The organism is Streptomyces sp. NBC_00005, assembly GCF_045160215.1.
Lineage (GTDB): Bacteria > Actinomycetota > Actinomycetes > Streptomycetales > Streptomycetaceae > Streptomyces.
Window position 1 is genome coordinate 6,004,834 of record NZ_CP108316.1, and the last position, 13,324, is coordinate 6,018,157.

Annotated in this window: 15 protein-coding genes; 7 read left to right on the forward strand and 8 right to left on the reverse strand. The window is 68.7% G+C overall.

Translation table 11 applies throughout. The features are described 5' to 3' along the window. Nucleotides 1–68 precede the first annotated feature (68 nt). Together OG303_RS27675 and OG303_RS27680 are read left to right on the forward strand one after the other, a co-directional pair. Complete coding sequence (locus tag OG303_RS27675) at nt 69–980, forward strand: hypothetical protein (protein ID WP_405871677.1); 912 nt, start codon at nt 69–71, stop codon at nt 978–980. Between the two features lie 206 nt (nt 981–1,186). Then, on the forward strand, nt 1,187–2,056 hold the full coding sequence (locus OG303_RS27680; RefSeq protein ID WP_405871678.1) for a hypothetical protein: 870 nt from the start codon (nt 1,187–1,189) through the stop codon (nt 2,054–2,056). 15 nt (nt 2,057–2,071) lie between these two features. Here the strand turns inward: OG303_RS27680 and OG303_RS27685 are convergent, their stop codons facing one another. After that, nucleotides 2,072–4,465, reverse strand: coding sequence for an HAD-IC family P-type ATPase (locus tag OG303_RS27685; protein WP_405871680.1), 2,394 nt, complete (start codon nt 4,463–4,465; stop codon nt 2,072–2,074). A gap of 161 nt (nt 4,466–4,626) precedes the next feature. Next, complete coding sequence (locus tag OG303_RS27690; RefSeq protein WP_405871681.1) at nt 4,627–4,893, reverse strand: DUF2530 domain-containing protein; 267 nt, start codon at nt 4,891–4,893, stop codon at nt 4,627–4,629. A gap of 113 nt (nt 4,894–5,006) precedes the next feature. On the opposite strand from OG303_RS27690, the gene OG303_RS27695 reads away from it, so the two are divergent. Next, nucleotides 5,007–6,458 carry an NCS2 family permease gene (locus tag OG303_RS27695; protein ID WP_405871682.1) on the forward strand — a complete coding sequence of 484 codons (1,452 nt, stop codon included), beginning with the start codon at nt 5,007–5,009 and terminating at the stop codon, nt 6,456–6,458. A 7-nt stretch (nt 6,459–6,465) separates the two neighbouring features. Here OG303_RS27695 and OG303_RS27700 read toward each other — a convergent pair whose 3' ends face one another. Continuing rightward, the gene (locus OG303_RS27700) at nt 6,466–6,648 is read right to left on the reverse strand and encodes a ribbon-helix-helix protein, CopG family (RefSeq protein WP_405871683.1); all 183 of its coding nucleotides are present in this window, start codon (nt 6,646–6,648) and stop codon (nt 6,466–6,468) included. Nucleotides 6,649–6,829: 181 nt separating this feature from the next. On the opposite strand from OG303_RS27700, the gene OG303_RS27705 reads away from it, so the two are divergent. After that, nucleotides 6,830–7,267: a MarR family winged helix-turn-helix transcriptional regulator gene (locus OG303_RS27705; RefSeq protein ID WP_405871684.1), complete on the forward strand. Its 438-nt coding sequence runs from the start codon at nt 6,830–6,832 to the stop codon at nt 7,265–7,267. Nucleotides 7,268–7,296: 29 nt separating this feature from the next. Next, nucleotides 7,297–8,658: an MFS transporter gene (locus OG303_RS27710; RefSeq protein WP_405871685.1), complete on the forward strand. Its 1,362-nt coding sequence runs from the start codon at nt 7,297–7,299 to the stop codon at nt 8,656–8,658. A 21-nt stretch (nt 8,659–8,679) separates the two neighbouring features. On the opposite strand, the gene OG303_RS27715 is transcribed toward OG303_RS27710, so the two are convergent. Continuing rightward, nucleotides 8,680–9,198 carry a GNAT family N-acetyltransferase gene (locus tag OG303_RS27715; protein WP_405871686.1) on the reverse strand — a complete coding sequence of 173 codons (519 nt, stop codon included), beginning with the start codon at nt 9,196–9,198 and terminating at the stop codon, nt 8,680–8,682. A 26-nt stretch (nt 9,199–9,224) separates the two neighbouring features. Here OG303_RS27715 and thpR point away from each other — a divergent pair, with 26 nt between their 5' ends. After that, complete coding sequence (thpR, locus tag OG303_RS27720) at nt 9,225–9,797, forward strand: RNA 2',3'-cyclic phosphodiesterase (RefSeq protein WP_405871688.1); 573 nt, start codon at nt 9,225–9,227, stop codon at nt 9,795–9,797. A gap of 241 nt (nt 9,798–10,038) precedes the next feature. On the opposite strand, the gene OG303_RS27725 is transcribed toward thpR, so the two are convergent. The 3 genes from OG303_RS27725 to OG303_RS27735 are packed head-to-tail and all read right to left on the reverse strand — an operon-like array spanning nt 10,039 to nt 12,146. After that, a complete protein-coding gene (locus tag OG303_RS27725; RefSeq protein ID WP_405871690.1) occupies nt 10,039–11,031 on the reverse strand; it encodes an aldo/keto reductase in 993 nt (330 codons plus the stop codon). Nucleotides 11,032–11,037: 6 nt separating this feature from the next. Next, nucleotides 11,038–11,304, reverse strand: a complete 267-nt coding sequence (locus OG303_RS27730) for a DUF397 domain-containing protein (RefSeq protein ID WP_405871692.1) — start codon at nt 11,302–11,304, stop codon at nt 11,038–11,040. Beyond that, entirely contained in the window at nt 11,301–12,146 is an 846-nt protein-coding gene (locus OG303_RS27735) for a helix-turn-helix domain-containing protein (protein ID WP_405871693.1), read from the reverse strand. Before OG303_RS27735 ends, OG303_RS27730 begins: the two co-directional genes overlap by 4 nt. Before the next feature lie 47 nt (nt 12,147–12,193). Between OG303_RS27735 and OG303_RS27740 the strand changes: the two genes are divergently transcribed. Next, complete coding sequence (locus OG303_RS27740) at nt 12,194–12,649, forward strand: hypothetical protein (protein WP_405871694.1); 456 nt, start codon at nt 12,194–12,196, stop codon at nt 12,647–12,649. Here the strand turns inward: OG303_RS27740 and OG303_RS27745 are convergent. Beyond that, a complete protein-coding gene (locus OG303_RS27745; protein ID WP_405871695.1) occupies nt 12,621–13,271 on the reverse strand; it encodes a maltokinase N-terminal cap-like domain-containing protein in 651 nt (216 codons plus the stop codon). The two genes, OG303_RS27740 and OG303_RS27745, sit on opposite strands and share 29 nt — an antisense overlap. Between the last annotated feature and the right edge of the window lie 53 nt (nt 13,272–13,324).

Consider the following 13,324-nt stretch of genomic DNA (forward strand, 5'->3'; position numbering starts at 1 on the left):
GCCCCGACGTGCACGCGCGCCGTAGGGAACGACGACCACCGGGGCCCCTTTCTCCACGTGGGGAACGCATGCGCATACGTGCCACTGTGGCCGCCGTCACCGGCGCCCTGGCCCTCTCCGCCCTCGTCGCGCCGGCCGCGCTCGCCGCCGACGGCCCGAAGGCTCCCGCGGATGTCGCCGCCGCCGTCGACGCCCTCCACTCGGGCTCCGGCAAGAGCGCGTTCAGCACCGAGGCGACCGGTACTCCGTACGCCCTGGACGCCTCCTTCTCGAACGTGAAGGTCAACAAGGGCAAGAACATCGCCGTCGGCACCACCAACGTGGTCAAGGTGCCGGTGTCCTTCACGCTGACGCACGGCGCGGACGTCGACATCCACGCCTCCGACTTCGTCACCGGCATCGAGCTGTACCGCGGCTCCTCGTTCGAGGACGAGATCTGGTGGTTCGACAGCAACGACGCGACCTGCACCGACGGCTCCACGACGGTCGCCACCTGCACCGCCACCGTCGCGATCGACCCGCTGGAGCTGCTGAACGAGGACGCCGGCGCCTGGAAGGCGGCCGGATTCGCGGTCGCGTTCAACGGTGAGGACCAGGAGAACCCGAACCTGGACAACGTCGGTGTCGCCGTGACGGACAAGGTCGCCGCCTTCAACCTGCAGCGCTACTCGAAGCTGACGGTCAACGCGGCGCCGGAGCCGGTCAAGAAGGGCAAGACCGTCACGGTCACCGGCAAGCTGTCCCGCGCCAACTGGGACGACGGCAAGTACCACGGCTACACCGTTCAGCCGGTGAAGCTGCAGTTCCGCAAGAAGAGCTCCAGCACCTACACCACGCTGAAGACGATCAAGTCGGACTCCACGGGCAACCTGAAGACGACGACCACGGCGACCGTCGACGGCTACTTCCGCTACTCCTTCGCGGGCACCACGACCACCCCGGCGGTCAGCGCCGCGGGTGACTACGTCGACGTGCAGTAGGCAATCAGCACCACGAGCAAGTGCCAGCAGTGAGTGACGGCCGCTACCGGACGGGGACCCCGGGGGCGGCCGTTGCTCTGCACATGGCAAGGGCTTCGTCATCCCCGCATAAAATCCGTCTCGGCCGTACAACCAGTCACAAGCGTCACGAATCTGATGCGTTGAGCCAACAGGCTCCACGATCACTTTCTCCACTTGGGGAACACATGCACATACGTGCCACCGTGGCCGCCGTCTCCGGCGCCCTGGCCCTTTCCGCCTTCGTGATGCCGGCCGCGCAGGCCGCCGACTCCGCGCCGTCGTACCGCGCGGAGGCCGCGAAGGTCCTTGCCGGACACTCCGGCAAGACCGCGTTCAGCGCCGACGCCGCCGCGGCCGACCTGGACGTCAGCTTCTCCGACCTCAAGATCGCCTCGGCGGTCAAGGTCGGTACGACGAACCACGTCTCCACCACGGTCACCTACACGCTGACCCACGGAGCGGACGTCGACATCACGTCGGACGACTTCGCCAACGGCCCGCTCATCTACAAGGGCTCGTACACCACCCCGGACAACGTGCTGTTCGGCGACGACCCGGCGACCTGCACCGCCACCTCGGCCACGACGGCCAGCTGCTCGGGCAAGATCGACATCTACCCGGCCGAGGGCGACCTCATCAACTCGGACGCGGGCAAGTGGTCGGCCGGCGCCCTCGCGCTCAACTACAGCACCTCGGCCAGCCACGAGCAGGGCGACCTCGGCTCCACCCTCGTCCAGCGCTACTCGAAGCTGACGGTCAACGCGGCGCCGGAGCCGGTCACGAAGGGCAAGACCGTCACGGTCACCGGCAAGCTGTCGCGTGCCAACTGGGAGGACAACAAGTACCACGGCTACACCGTTCAGCCGGTGAAGCTGCAGTTCCGCAAGAAGGACTCCAGCACCTACACCACGCTGAAGACGATCACGTCGGACTCCACGGGCAACCTGAAGACGACGACCACGGCGACCGTCGACGGCTACTTCCGCTACTCCTTCGCGGGTACGACGACGACTCCGGCGGTCAACGCCACGGGTGACTACGTCGACGTGCAGTAAGTCCTCGCGCTACCGCTAAGCGGGAAAGCGGCGGTCGACCCACTTCCACAGCAACTCCAGGGCGACCGCCGCCACCGCCGCGATGCCGACCGCGATCCACGGCATCGTCACGCCCACCAGCTTCAGCGCGAAGAAGTGCTGGAGCGACGGCACGATCAGTACGAACACGAACGCCGCGCCCATCGTGGCGACGAGGGCGATCCGCCACCAGGTGTAGGGGCGGGCGATGATCGCCAGGACCCACATGGAGATCAGGAAGAGCGTGAGCGTCGCCGCGCTGGTCTCCGCGTCCAACGAGCCCTCACCGACGTAATAGTGACGGGCGATCAGGTAGCACACGAAGGTCGCCACGCCGGCCACCACGCCACCCGGGATCGAGTACCGCATCACCCGCCGCACGAAGTGGGGCCTGGCCCGCTCCTTGTTGGGGGCCAGGGCGAGGAAGAAGGCCGGGATGCCGATCGTCAGGGTGGACAGCAGCGTCAAGTGCCGTGGCAGGAACGGGTATTCCACCTGCCAGCACACCACCAGGACGGCCAGCAGCACCGAGTAGACCGTCTTCACGAGGAAGAGCGTGGCGACTCGCGTGATGTTGCCGATGACCCGGCGGCCCTCCGCGACCACCGAAGGCAGCGTCGCGAAGCTGTTGTTGAGCAGCACGATCTGGGCGACCGCGCGGGTGGCCTCCGAACCCGAGCCCATGGACACGCCGATGTCGGCGTCCTTCAGGGCCAGTACGTCGTTCACGCCGTCGCCGGTCATCGCGACCGTGTGCCCGCGCGACTGCAGCGCGCCGACCATGTCCCGCTTCTGCTGCGGGGTGACCCGCCCGAACACCGTGCCCTCGTCGAGGGCCTTCGCCATCCCGTCCTGCTCGGCGGGCAGCCGGCGGGCGTCGACGGTCGCTCCGGTCAGGCCCAGCTTCCCGGCCACCGCGCCCACCGACACCGCGTTGTCGCCGGAGATGACCTTGGCGCTGACGTCCTGCTCGGCGAAGTAGCGCAGGGTGTCGGCCGCGTCGGGCCGCAGCCGCTGTTCCAGTACGACCAGGGCCGTGGGCCGCGCTCCCTTCGCGGGCTCGGAATCGTCGAGGTCACGGCCCGCCCGGGCCAGCAGCAGGACGCGCAGTCCCTGCTCGTTGAGCCGCCCGGTCTCGGCGAGGGCCGGGTCGCCGTCGTCCAGCAGCACGTCGGGCGCCCCCAGCAGCCACGTACTGGACTCGCCGTTGCCCTCGCTGAAGGTGGCGCCGCTGTACTTGCGGGCGGAGGAGAAGGGGAGGGACTCCGTGCAGCGCCAGTCCTCGACGTCCGGGTAGGCGTCGATGATCGCCTGGAGGGAGGCGTTCGGGCGCGGGTCGGACTCGCCGAGGGCGCCGAGGACCTTGCGGACATACGTGTCGTCGGCGCCCTGCAGCGGCCTGAGCTCGGTGACGTCCATGCCGCCCTCGGTGAGGGTGCCGGTCTTGTCGAGGCAGACGGTGTCGACGCGGGCGAGGCCCTCGATGGCCGGGAGTTCCTGGACGAGGCACTGTTTTCGGCCAAGCCGGATGACGCCTATCGCGAAGGCGACGGAGGTGAGGAGGACGAGTCCTTCGGGGACCATGGGCACGATCCCGCCGACCGTGCGCGCGACCGAGTCCTTGAAGCCGTGCTCCTTGACGACCAGTTGGCTGATGATCAGGCCGATCGCGGTCGGGATCATCATCCACGTCACGTACTTGAGGATCGTCGAGATGCCGCTCCGCAGTTCGGAGTGGACGAGGGTGAAGCGGGAGGCCTCCTCGGCGAGTTGGGCGGCGTAGGCCTCGCGGCCCACCTTGGTGGCCTTGAAGGCGCCGCCGCCGGCGACCACGAAGCTGCCCGACATGACCTGGTCCCCGGGCTTCTTGACCACCGGGTCGGCCTCACCGGTGAGCAGCGACTCGTCGATCTCGAGCCCGTCGGCCTCGACGCACACCCCGTCGACCACGGCCTTGTCCCCGGGCCCGATCTCGATCAGGTCGTCCAGCACGATCTGCGACGTACTGACCTCGGCCGCTCTCCCGTCCCGCCGCACCGTCGGCCGTGCCTCGCCGATCACCGCGAGGGAGTCCAGGGTCTTCTTCGCCCGCCACTCCTGGATGATCCCGATGCCGGTGTTGGCGATGATCACGTAGCCGAACAGGCTGTCCTGCAGCGGCGCGACGACCAGCATGATCAGCCAGAGCACACCGATGATCGCGTTGAACCGGGTGAAGACGTTCGCCCGGACGATCTCGCCCATCGACCGGCTGCTGCGCACCGGAACGTCGTTGACCTGCCCTCGCGCGACTCGTTCGGCGACCTCGGCCGCGGTCAGACCACGCGCCGTCGCGGGGACGGGCACGGGGTGCACAGGGTCGAGCTCGGCGCCCGCGTCGATGTGCGTCATGCACTCGACGGTACGTGCGGATTTGCGGCTTCACCCGCCGAGTGACCGGAAGATCCGACCTGGGGAGGAGCGAACTCGTGCGGTGGTAGTACGCCTTGCCCGGCCGACCCCGATACTGCGGTCCCGCCCTGTCCGGTCGTCTCCGCTGCTCCGGTACGGCCCTATTCGGCCGACCCCGGGTCCAGTGCCGCCGCCCGCTTGATCGCCGCGTCGCGCCCCCGGACGTACCAGATGCCGATGAGCCCGAGCCCGCCGCCGGCCAGGCAGGTCCACACCCACCAGGTGTGCCCGTGGTCGTCGAACCAGCCGTAGAAGGGGAGCTGCACCAGGAAGAGGACGAACCAGAGGATCGTGCCGCCGGTGATGGTGGCCACGATGGGGCCCTCGAGGGGCTCCGGTGCCTCGTGCTTGGGTGTCCACTTCTCCATGGGGGACAGCTTACGAGGCGGTCCGGTCTACGCGCGGAGATAGCGCTGCAGGGTTCATATGTTCATACTGAAACCGTTTGCTTCATGTCCACTTCTGCTCGTAGGAACACCCAATGTCCACCTCGGCCCCCGCCAAGGTTCCCGCCCCCGAACAGCCGGGGGACGCGCCCGCGTCCGGCGCGCTCGACCGCTACTTCAGGATCTCCGAGCGAGGCAGCACGCTCTCCCGTGAGATTCGTGGCGGCTTCGCCACCTTCTTCGCGATGGCCTACATCATCGTGCTGAACCCGATCATCCTCGGCAGCGCGAAGGACATGTACGGGCACCAGCTGGACAACGGACAGCTGGTCACGGCGACGGCCGTGACGGCGGCGTTCACCACGCTGCTCATGGGCGTCGTCGGCAACGTGCCGATCGCGCTGGCCGCCGGTCTGGGTGTGAACTCGGTCGTCGCGCTCCAGCTCGCCCCCCGGATGTCCTGGCCGGACGCGATGGGCATGGTCGTCCTGGCCGGCCTGATCGTGATGCTGCTCGTCGCCACCGGACTGCGCGAGCGCGTCATGAACGCCGTGCCCTACAGCCTGCGCAAGGCCATCTCCATCGGTATCGGCCTGTTCATCATGCTGATCGGGCTCGTCGACTCCGGCTTCGTCTCCCGCATCCCGGACGTCGCCCAGACCACCGTCCCGCTCCAGCTCGGCGCCGACGGCCACCTCAACGGCTGGCCGGTCCTGGTCTTCATCCTCGGCGTGCTGCTCACCCTCGCGCTCATCGTCCGCAAGGTCTCCGGCGCGATCCTGATCTCGATCGTCACGATGACGGTCCTCGCGGTGGTCATCAACGCCGTCGCGAAGATCCCGACCTGGGGCCTCACGACGCCCAAGTGGCCCGGCAACCCGGTCGCCACCCCGGACTTCGGTCTGATCGGGAAGGTCAGCCTCTTCGGCGGCTTCTCCCACGTCGGCGTGCTGACCGGCGTCCTCTTCGTCTTCACGGTCCTGCTGTCGTGCTTCTTCGACGCGATGGGCACGATCATGGGCGTCTCCGACGAGGCCAAGCTGACCGACGCCAAGGGTCAGATGCCCGGCATCAACAAGGTCCTCTTCGTCGACGGCATCGCGGTCGCCGCGGGCGGCGCCAGCTCCTCCTCGGCCACCACCTGCTTCGTGGAGTCCACGGCCGGTGTCGGCGAGGGCGCGCGCACCGGCTTCGCGAACGTCGTCACCGGCGCGCTGTTCGCCGTGGCGCTGTTCCTGACCCCGATCGCCACGATGGTCCCGTCCCAGGCGGCCACCCCGGCCCTGCTCGCGGTGGGCTTCCTGATCCTGGCCGGCTCGGTCAAGGAGATCGACTGGGCCGACTACACCATCGCCATCCCGGCCTTCGTGACGATGGTGATGATGCCGTTCACCTACTCGATCACCAACGGCATCGGCATGGGCTTCATCACCTTCGCCGTGCTGCGCCTGGCGGCCGGGCGGGGCCGGGAGGTCCCGGTGGCGATGTACGTCGTGGCGGCGGTCTTCGGCTTCTACTACCTGATGCCCGCACTGGGTCTCACCTGAGCCGTGCTCACGTGACCCCGTAGAACTTCTCGGTCTCGTCGACGGCGGCCTGGAACCGCTCGTCGAAGTCGTCTCGAATGAGCGTCCGGATCACATAGTCCTGGACGCTCATTCCCCTTTTCGCGGCATGGTCCCGGAGCCGTTCGAGCAGCTCTCCGTCCATCCGCAGGCTGAGCACGCTGGTCCCCATGAACACGAGGGTCGCTGGCGAACTCCGGGTGCCGTTCACTTTCCGCCCACGACTCACTCGTACGGGTGATGCCGTGTTTATCGGGGGAAGTCCCGGAATCCCCGGCTCTCCGTGGCATGGGTCACGGGAATCCTCGTGCACCCCAGCTTGTTTAGCGAGAGTAATGAGTTACGCTAAAGACATGTCGGACCTCACCCATGGCGACGATGTTGCCGCTGTGAACTCCCTGCGATCAGCTGTCATGCGGCTGTCACGTCGGCTCAAGCACCAGCGGGTCGACGAGTCGCTCAGCCCCACCGAGATGTCGGTGCTGGGCACCCTCTCCCTCTGTGGCAGTGCCACCCCGGGCGAACTCGCCCGCAAGGAGCATGTGCAGCCGCCGTCGATGACCCGCATCGTCGCTCTGCTCGAGGCCAAGGGACTGGTCCGGTTGGAGCCCCACCCCGAGGACCGGCGCCAGAAGGTCGTCACCAAGACCGAGCAGGCCGAGTCCATGCTCGCGGAGAGCCGCGCCAAGCGGAACGCCTTCCTGGCCAACCTGGTGGAGGGCCTGGACGAGGACGAGTGGGCGACACTGCGCGCCGCCGCCCCCGTGCTGGAGAAGCTCGCACACCTCTGATATTCGGCAACAACAAGGAGGCGACCCTTTTGAGTACGGGATCCGGAGCAGACTCCGCCCCCGCACCGACCACCCACGACTCCCCGCCCGACCCCGGAACCGCTCGCAAGTCCTCGATGTTCAGCTCGCTGAAGGTCCGCAACTACCGCCTGTTCTTCGGCGGCCAGGTCGTCTCCAACATCGGCACCTGGATGCAGCGCATCGCCCAGGACTGGCTGGTCCTCAGCCTCACCGGCTCCGCGACCGCCGTCGGTGTCACGACGGCACTGCAGTTCCTGCCGATGCTGCTCTTCGGTCTCTACGGCGGCGTCCTCGTCGACCGGCTGCCCAAGCGCCGCACGCTGCTCTTCACGCAGTCCGCGATGGGGGTCGCCGGTACCGCGCTCGCGGTGCTCACGCTCTCCGGACACGTCCAGGTCTGGCACGTCTACCTCGCCGCCTTCGCCGTAGGCCTCGCCACGGTCGTCGACAACCCGGCCCGGCAGTCCTTCGTCAGCGAGATGGTCGGTCCCGAACAGCTGCAGAACGCGGTCAGCCTCAACTCCGCCAACTTCCAGTCCGCCCGACTGGTCGGCCCGGCGGTCGCCGGCCTGATGATCACCGGCGTCGGCACCGGCTACGCGTTCCTCTTCAACGGCCTGTCCTTCGTCGCGCCCATCGTCGGCCTGCTGCTGATGCGCGCGCGTGAGCTGCACGTCGTCGAGCGGGCGCCGCGCGGCAAGGGCCAGTTGAGGGAGGGGCTGCACTATGTCGCCGGGCGCCCCGAGCTGATCTGGACCATCGCCCTGGTCGGGTTCATCGGCACCTTCGGCTTCAACTTCCCCGTGTACCTCTCAGCCTTCGCCGACGACGTCTTCCACGCCGGCGCCGGCTCCTACAGCCTCTTCAACACGCTGATGGCGGTCGGTTCGCTGGCGGGCGCCCTGCTCGCGGCCCGGCGCGGAACGGCCCGGATGCGGGTGATGATCGCGGCGGCGGTGGCCTTCGGCGGACTGGAGCTGGTGGCGGCCACGGCGCCCTCGCTGTGGCTGTTCTCCCTGCTCATGGTCCCCATCGGCATGTTCGGCATGACGGTCAACGTCACCGCCAACACCAGCGTCCAGATGGGCACCGACCCGGCCATGCGCGGCCGCGTGATGGCCCTCTACATGATGGTGTTCATGGGCGGCTCACCGATCGGTGCGCCCATCGCCGGGTGGATCACGGACGTCTACGGCGTCCGGGCGGGCCTCGCCGTCGGCGGCGCGATCGCCGCCGCCGCGGCGATCGTCATCGGCCTCGTCCTGGCCCGCGTCGGCAACCTGCGCCTGTCGGTCGGCTGGAACCGCGGCCACCCGCATGTGCGGTTCGTGCCGCGGGAGCCCCAGGAGCAGCTGGCCGCCGCGGCGTGACAGCTCCGCCGGCCCGGGGGGTCACACCCTCCGGGCCAGCACCTGTCCCGGCCAGTCGTTCTGGCCGGTGTAGGTCTCGGTGCGGAGGAAGCCGTTGCTCTCGTAGTAGCGGACGAGCTTGCCGTCGTCGCCCGCGTAGCAGTCGACCCGCAGCAGGGCGACGCCGGCGCGCCTGGTCTCCTCGGCGGCGTGCGAGAGCAGCGCGCTGCCCACGCCGTGGCCCTTGAAGCGGCGGTCGGAGGCGAGCCAGTGGATGTACCGCTCGGGCTCGCCGGGCGGCGGCAGATGGGACAGGTAGGCGCCGGGTGCGTCGGTCAGGGTGAGCGTGGCGGCCGGTACCCCGTCGGCCTCGGCGATGTACACATCGCCCTCGTCCATGTACCGGACGACCGACTCCACCGTCTTCTGACGCTCGGACAGGGGCTGGTCCCCCCACTGCCCGGTACGGCCCTGCCCCACCAGCCACTCCACACAGCTGTCGAGCATGCCGAGGATCGCGGGGACGTCGTCGTGGCCGCCTTCTCTGATGGTGATCTCCATGCCCCCATGGTGGCAGGCTGGTGCGCATGAGACTCTTCGCCGCCGTGCTGCCGCCCGAGGACGTCGCCGCCGAACTCGCCTCGGCAGTCGCCGAGTTGAGGAGACTCCCGGGCGCGGACGGACTGCGCTGGACCGGCCGCCCCGGCTGGCACTTCACCCTCGCCTTCTACGGAGAGGTCGACGACGGCGTCGCACCCGATCTGTCGGAACGGCTGGAGCGGGCTGCGCGCCGGACCGAGCCCTTCGCGCTGGCGGTGCGCGGTGGCGGCCAGTTCGGGCACGGGCGGGCGCTGTGGGCGGGGGCGGAGGGGGAGCTGCGGACCCTGCGGCTGCTCGCCGAGCGTGCGGAGGCGGCGGCGCGGAAGGCGGGCGTGCCGATGGGGGAGCACCGGCGCTACAAGGCCCACCTCACGGTGGCCCGCAGCCGGGAGGCCATCGACGCCCGGCCCTATGTGGCGGCACTGGAGGAATTCACGAGCCGTACGTGGACCGTGGCGGATCTCGCGCTGGTGCGCAGCAATCTGCCGACGTCGGGGGTGCCGGGGGAGCAGCCGCGCTACGAGGCGGTCGCCCGTTGGGCGCTCGGCGGGGCCGGTTAGGCTCGGGGGCGTGGACCCGAAGACCCGGAACCGGATCATGGCCGGTGTGCTCGTGCTGTTGTTCGTCGTGGTTGCGCTGGCGGCTGCCCTCGGCAGGTAGCGCTGCGCCGGGCGGGGGGCGCCGGGAACCGCGCGTTCGTTGCCGGGTGCGGCCCCGTGCGGGGCTGGTCGCACCCACGCGGCGGAGCCGCACATCGACACAGCCCCGCGCCCCTCTATGCCCGACGTACGCCTGACGGCGTTACCAGGCGAAGGCCTCCGGGGACGGGCCCGGGCCCGGGAAGATCTCGTCCAGGCCGGACAGCAGGTCCTCGCTCAGCTCCAGCTCGGCCGCGCGCAGCGCCGACTCGAGCTGCTCCGCCGTGCGCGGGCCGACGATCGGGCCGGTCACGCCGGGGCGGGTCAGCAGCCAGGCGAGAGCGGCTTCACCCGGCTCGACACCGTGCTTGTCGAGCAGGTCCTCGTACGACTGGATCTGGGCGCGGATGGTGGTGTTGGCGAGGGCGTCGGCGGCCCGGCCGCTCGCCCGGCGACCCCCCTCGACCTCCTTCTTGATCACGCCACCGAGCAGGCCGCCGTGCAGCGGTGACCACGGGATGACACCGAGGCCGTACTCCTGCGCGGCCGGGATGACCTCCATCTCGGCGCGGCGCTCGGCGAGGTTGTAGAGGCACTGCTCGCTGACGAGACCGATGGTGCCGTCGCGCTGCGCGGCGATCTCGTTGGCCTGGGCGATCTTGTACCCGGGGAAGTTGGACGACCCCACGTAGAGGATCTTGCCCTGCTGCACCAGCACGTCGATGGCCTGCCAGATCTCCTCGAAGGGAGTGCGGCGGTCGACGTGGTGGAACTGGTAGACGTCGATGTAGTCGGTCTGGAGCCGCTTCAGGCTGGCGTCGACCGCGCGCCGGATGTTCAGCGCGGACAGCTTGTCGTGGTTGGGCCAGGCGTCGCCGTCCGCGGCCATGTTGCCGTAGACCTTGGTGGCGAGGACGACCTTGTCGCGGTGGCTCGCGTCTTTGGCGAACCAGTTCCCGATGATCTCCTCGGTACGGCCCTTGTTCTCGCCCCAGCCGTACACGTTCGCGGTGTCGAAGAAGTTGATGCCGGCTGTCAGCGCCGCGTCCATGATCGCGTGGCTGGCGGCCTCGTCCGTCTGCGGTCCGAAGTTCATCGTGCCGAGGACCAGTCGGCTGACCTTGAGTCCGGTGCGTCCGAGCTGCGTGTACTTCATGAGTATCTAGCCAACGGCTTGGAGTGCGCTCAAGGCAAGCGGTGAGCGAAGGAAGGCCGACCACGTGGTGGGGGTTACCTGGAGGGTGGCCCCGCCGTGATCTTTGGGGTTCTTGGAGTCGCGGATGTGGATGGTGGTGGAGGTGGGGGCTATTTCCAGGCATTCGCCCTCACCGTCGCTGTAGCTGGACTTCGTCCACTCCAATGCGAGCTCGACGCATTCGCCCTCGCTGCCGCTGTAGCTGCTCTTGAACCAGACGAGGTCCGTGTTCATAGCTCCCGTGCCACCTTTTCGATCAGCGTTGCGGACTCCTCGGGGGTGAGAGCCTGCGCTCGCAGAATGCCATATTTGCCGAACAGGTCTCCTACGTCGGGCTGTTCACTGACGAAGTAGCCGCCCCGGTGGCCTTCCACATAGGCGAGTTGCTGTCGCTCGGCAGTCTCTAGAAGGCTCATGCGGCCAGCGAGCCCGGCGTGAGCCTCCCGGTGGTGTGGCATGACCTGGACTTCGACGTGGCGGAGTTCTCCGATCGCGAGAACGTGGAGCAGCTGCTCCTTGAGTGCGGCGTTGCCGCCCAACGGCCGGGTGAGGAGGCTCTCTTCGAGTACGAAGCTGACGGTCGGTGCGGGTCTGCGGGTGAAGAGTTGTCGACGCTCCAGCCTGGAGGAAACACGCCGTTCGATCTCCTCGTCGTCCAGGGTCGGGCAGCGGTTGGACGTGAAGACGGCCCGTGCGTACGCCTCGGTCTGAAGCGAACCCGGAATCAGGTTGGTCTGGTAGACGTGCAGCGCTGCGGCCTTCGCCTCCTCTGCCAGATAGTCCTCGGTCCACGGCCGGAGCCCGCCCTTGCCGAACTCTTTCTCTGCCAGGACCAGCAGTGCACCTTGTGCACCGAGCACCTCGTCCGCGATCTCCACCAGTCGGCCCTTCGGCGACCGCTCACCCCGCTCCACCATCGCCACCTGCGACTTGGAGTAGCCGACGTGTTTGCCGAGCCCCTCCTGAGTCATCCCGGCCCGCTCCCGGTGAAACCGGAGCATCGCACCGAAGGACTCCGATCCACGATCACCGAAGTGCACAACCGCCTCCCCAAGTGCACAGCCGTGCACGGACATTGCTCAGCCCTGGTCACAGTATGTGAGCACCCGGAAGCATTTGCGTCATGAACGAGAGAATCGCCGCCCCCTGGATCCCGACCTGGATCCCCGCCACCGGTCACTCCCTCCGGCACGCCGGCATCCACTTCGACGCCGTACGGATGAAGGGTGAGCTGGGTGAACGCGTCGCCACCGAGCTGATGTTGTGCACGGACTTCGACGCCGGGCCGATCGTCCGGGAGTTCACCGGCGAGCGGTACCTGTACTTCCTGTTGCCTCCGCAAACCGCGTCGGATCTCCGATGGCCGCCAGGGGTACGGACGTTGACGCGCGGTGACGGCCTGCTGGCGTACGTGGGGGTGCCGGCGCTGAGTGGGGAGACGTGGCCGTTGGGGTGGCGGTCGGTGCCGTCGGAACGGGTGCTGTTCGTGGCGGGGGCGTTGTTGGAGGAGGTCGTGGAGAGGGTGGCCGCCTGCTGTCGGCCCGGGCCGGTCAGGTGCCAGGGGCGGGGTGCAGAGTGACGAACACGGCCCGGGTGCGGGTGTCGTCCGGTGTCTGCCAGGCGCCGGTGACGTGGCCGAGCACTCCCTCCGGCGGGAGTGGCGTGGGGTGCAGGACGCGGTGCAGGTGCACCAACTTGCCGTCCCCCGTGCGGAGTTCGGTGCCCTTGGCGGTGTCCCTGGCCGTGGAGAGCGGGCCCTCGATCGTGGGGGAGTCACCGGTGTAGGAGCGGGCGACCTCTCGGTCGGGGGTGTCCGTGATGCTCTGGGCCATGGCCTGGGCGCGGCCCTCGACCAGGGCCAGGAGTTCGGCGTGGAGCACCGGGTCGTGGCAACCGTCGTAGGCCCAGCGCGGGCCCAGTACGCCGTGCTCCATGGTGCCGACGAGGGCGTGTTCCGCGCCGGTCAGCGGGGCGGCCCGGTAGGTGAGGGGGACCAGATAGGCGGTGGGCTCGGGGCCGGACGTGTCGACGGCCACCATGAACTCGATCCCGACCTCGCCCTCCGGGTCGTCCAGCCGGAACCCGCCGGCTTTGGTCAACTCCGGTGCGCCCGCGCCGACGTACCACGGGCGGGTGGGCAGCCAGGTGGTGAGCAGTTCCAGCTTGGTGGGCTTGAGGGTGGTGTGGTGGATGATCGCCATGCGACGGAATTCTGTCAGTCGGTTTCGTGTCGCCGCAGCGGAATTTCAGGCTG

Bases quoted from the DNA above. Each gene is read 5' to 3' on its own strand.
- OG303_RS27715 (WP_405871686.1), bottom strand. From the start codon at position 9,198: ATGGAGATCACCATCAGAGAAGGCGGCCACGACGACGTCCCCGCGATC.
- OG303_RS27740 (WP_405871694.1), top strand. From the start codon at position 12,194: ATGAACGAGAGAATCGCCGCCCCCTGGATCCCGACCTGGATCCCCGCC.
- OG303_RS27705 (WP_405871684.1), top strand. From the start codon at position 6,830: ATGTCGGACCTCACCCATGGCGACGATGTTGCCGCTGTGAACTCCCTG.
- OG303_RS27685 (WP_405871680.1), bottom strand. From the start codon at position 4,465: ATGACGCACATCGACGCGGGCGCCGAGCTCGACCCTGTGCACCCCGTG.
- OG303_RS27730 (WP_405871692.1), bottom strand. From the start codon at position 11,304: ATGAACACGGACCTCGTCTGGTTCAAGAGCAGCTACAGCGGCAGCGAG.
- thpR (WP_405871688.1), top strand. From the start codon at position 9,225: ATGAGACTCTTCGCCGCCGTGCTGCCGCCCGAGGACGTCGCCGCCGAA.
- OG303_RS27675 (WP_405871677.1), top strand. From the start codon at position 69: ATGCGCATACGTGCCACTGTGGCCGCCGTCACCGGCGCCCTGGCCCTC.
- OG303_RS27700 (WP_405871683.1), bottom strand. From the start codon at position 6,648: ATGGGGACCAGCGTGCTCAGCCTGCGGATGGACGGAGAGCTGCTCGAA.
- OG303_RS27695 (WP_405871682.1), top strand. From the start codon at position 5,007: ATGTCCACCTCGGCCCCCGCCAAGGTTCCCGCCCCCGAACAGCCGGGG.
- OG303_RS27735 (WP_405871693.1), bottom strand. From the start codon at position 12,146: ATGTCCGTGCACGGCTGTGCACTTGGGGAGGCGGTTGTGCACTTCGGT.
- OG303_RS27690 (WP_405871681.1), bottom strand. From the start codon at position 4,893: ATGGAGAAGTGGACACCCAAGCACGAGGCACCGGAGCCCCTCGAGGGC.
- OG303_RS27680 (WP_405871678.1), top strand. From the start codon at position 1,187: ATGCACATACGTGCCACCGTGGCCGCCGTCTCCGGCGCCCTGGCCCTT.
- OG303_RS27725 (WP_405871690.1), bottom strand. From the start codon at position 11,031: ATGAAGTACACGCAGCTCGGACGCACCGGACTCAAGGTCAGCCGACTG.
- OG303_RS27745 (WP_405871695.1), bottom strand. From the start codon at position 13,271: ATGGCGATCATCCACCACACCACCCTCAAGCCCACCAAGCTGGAACTG.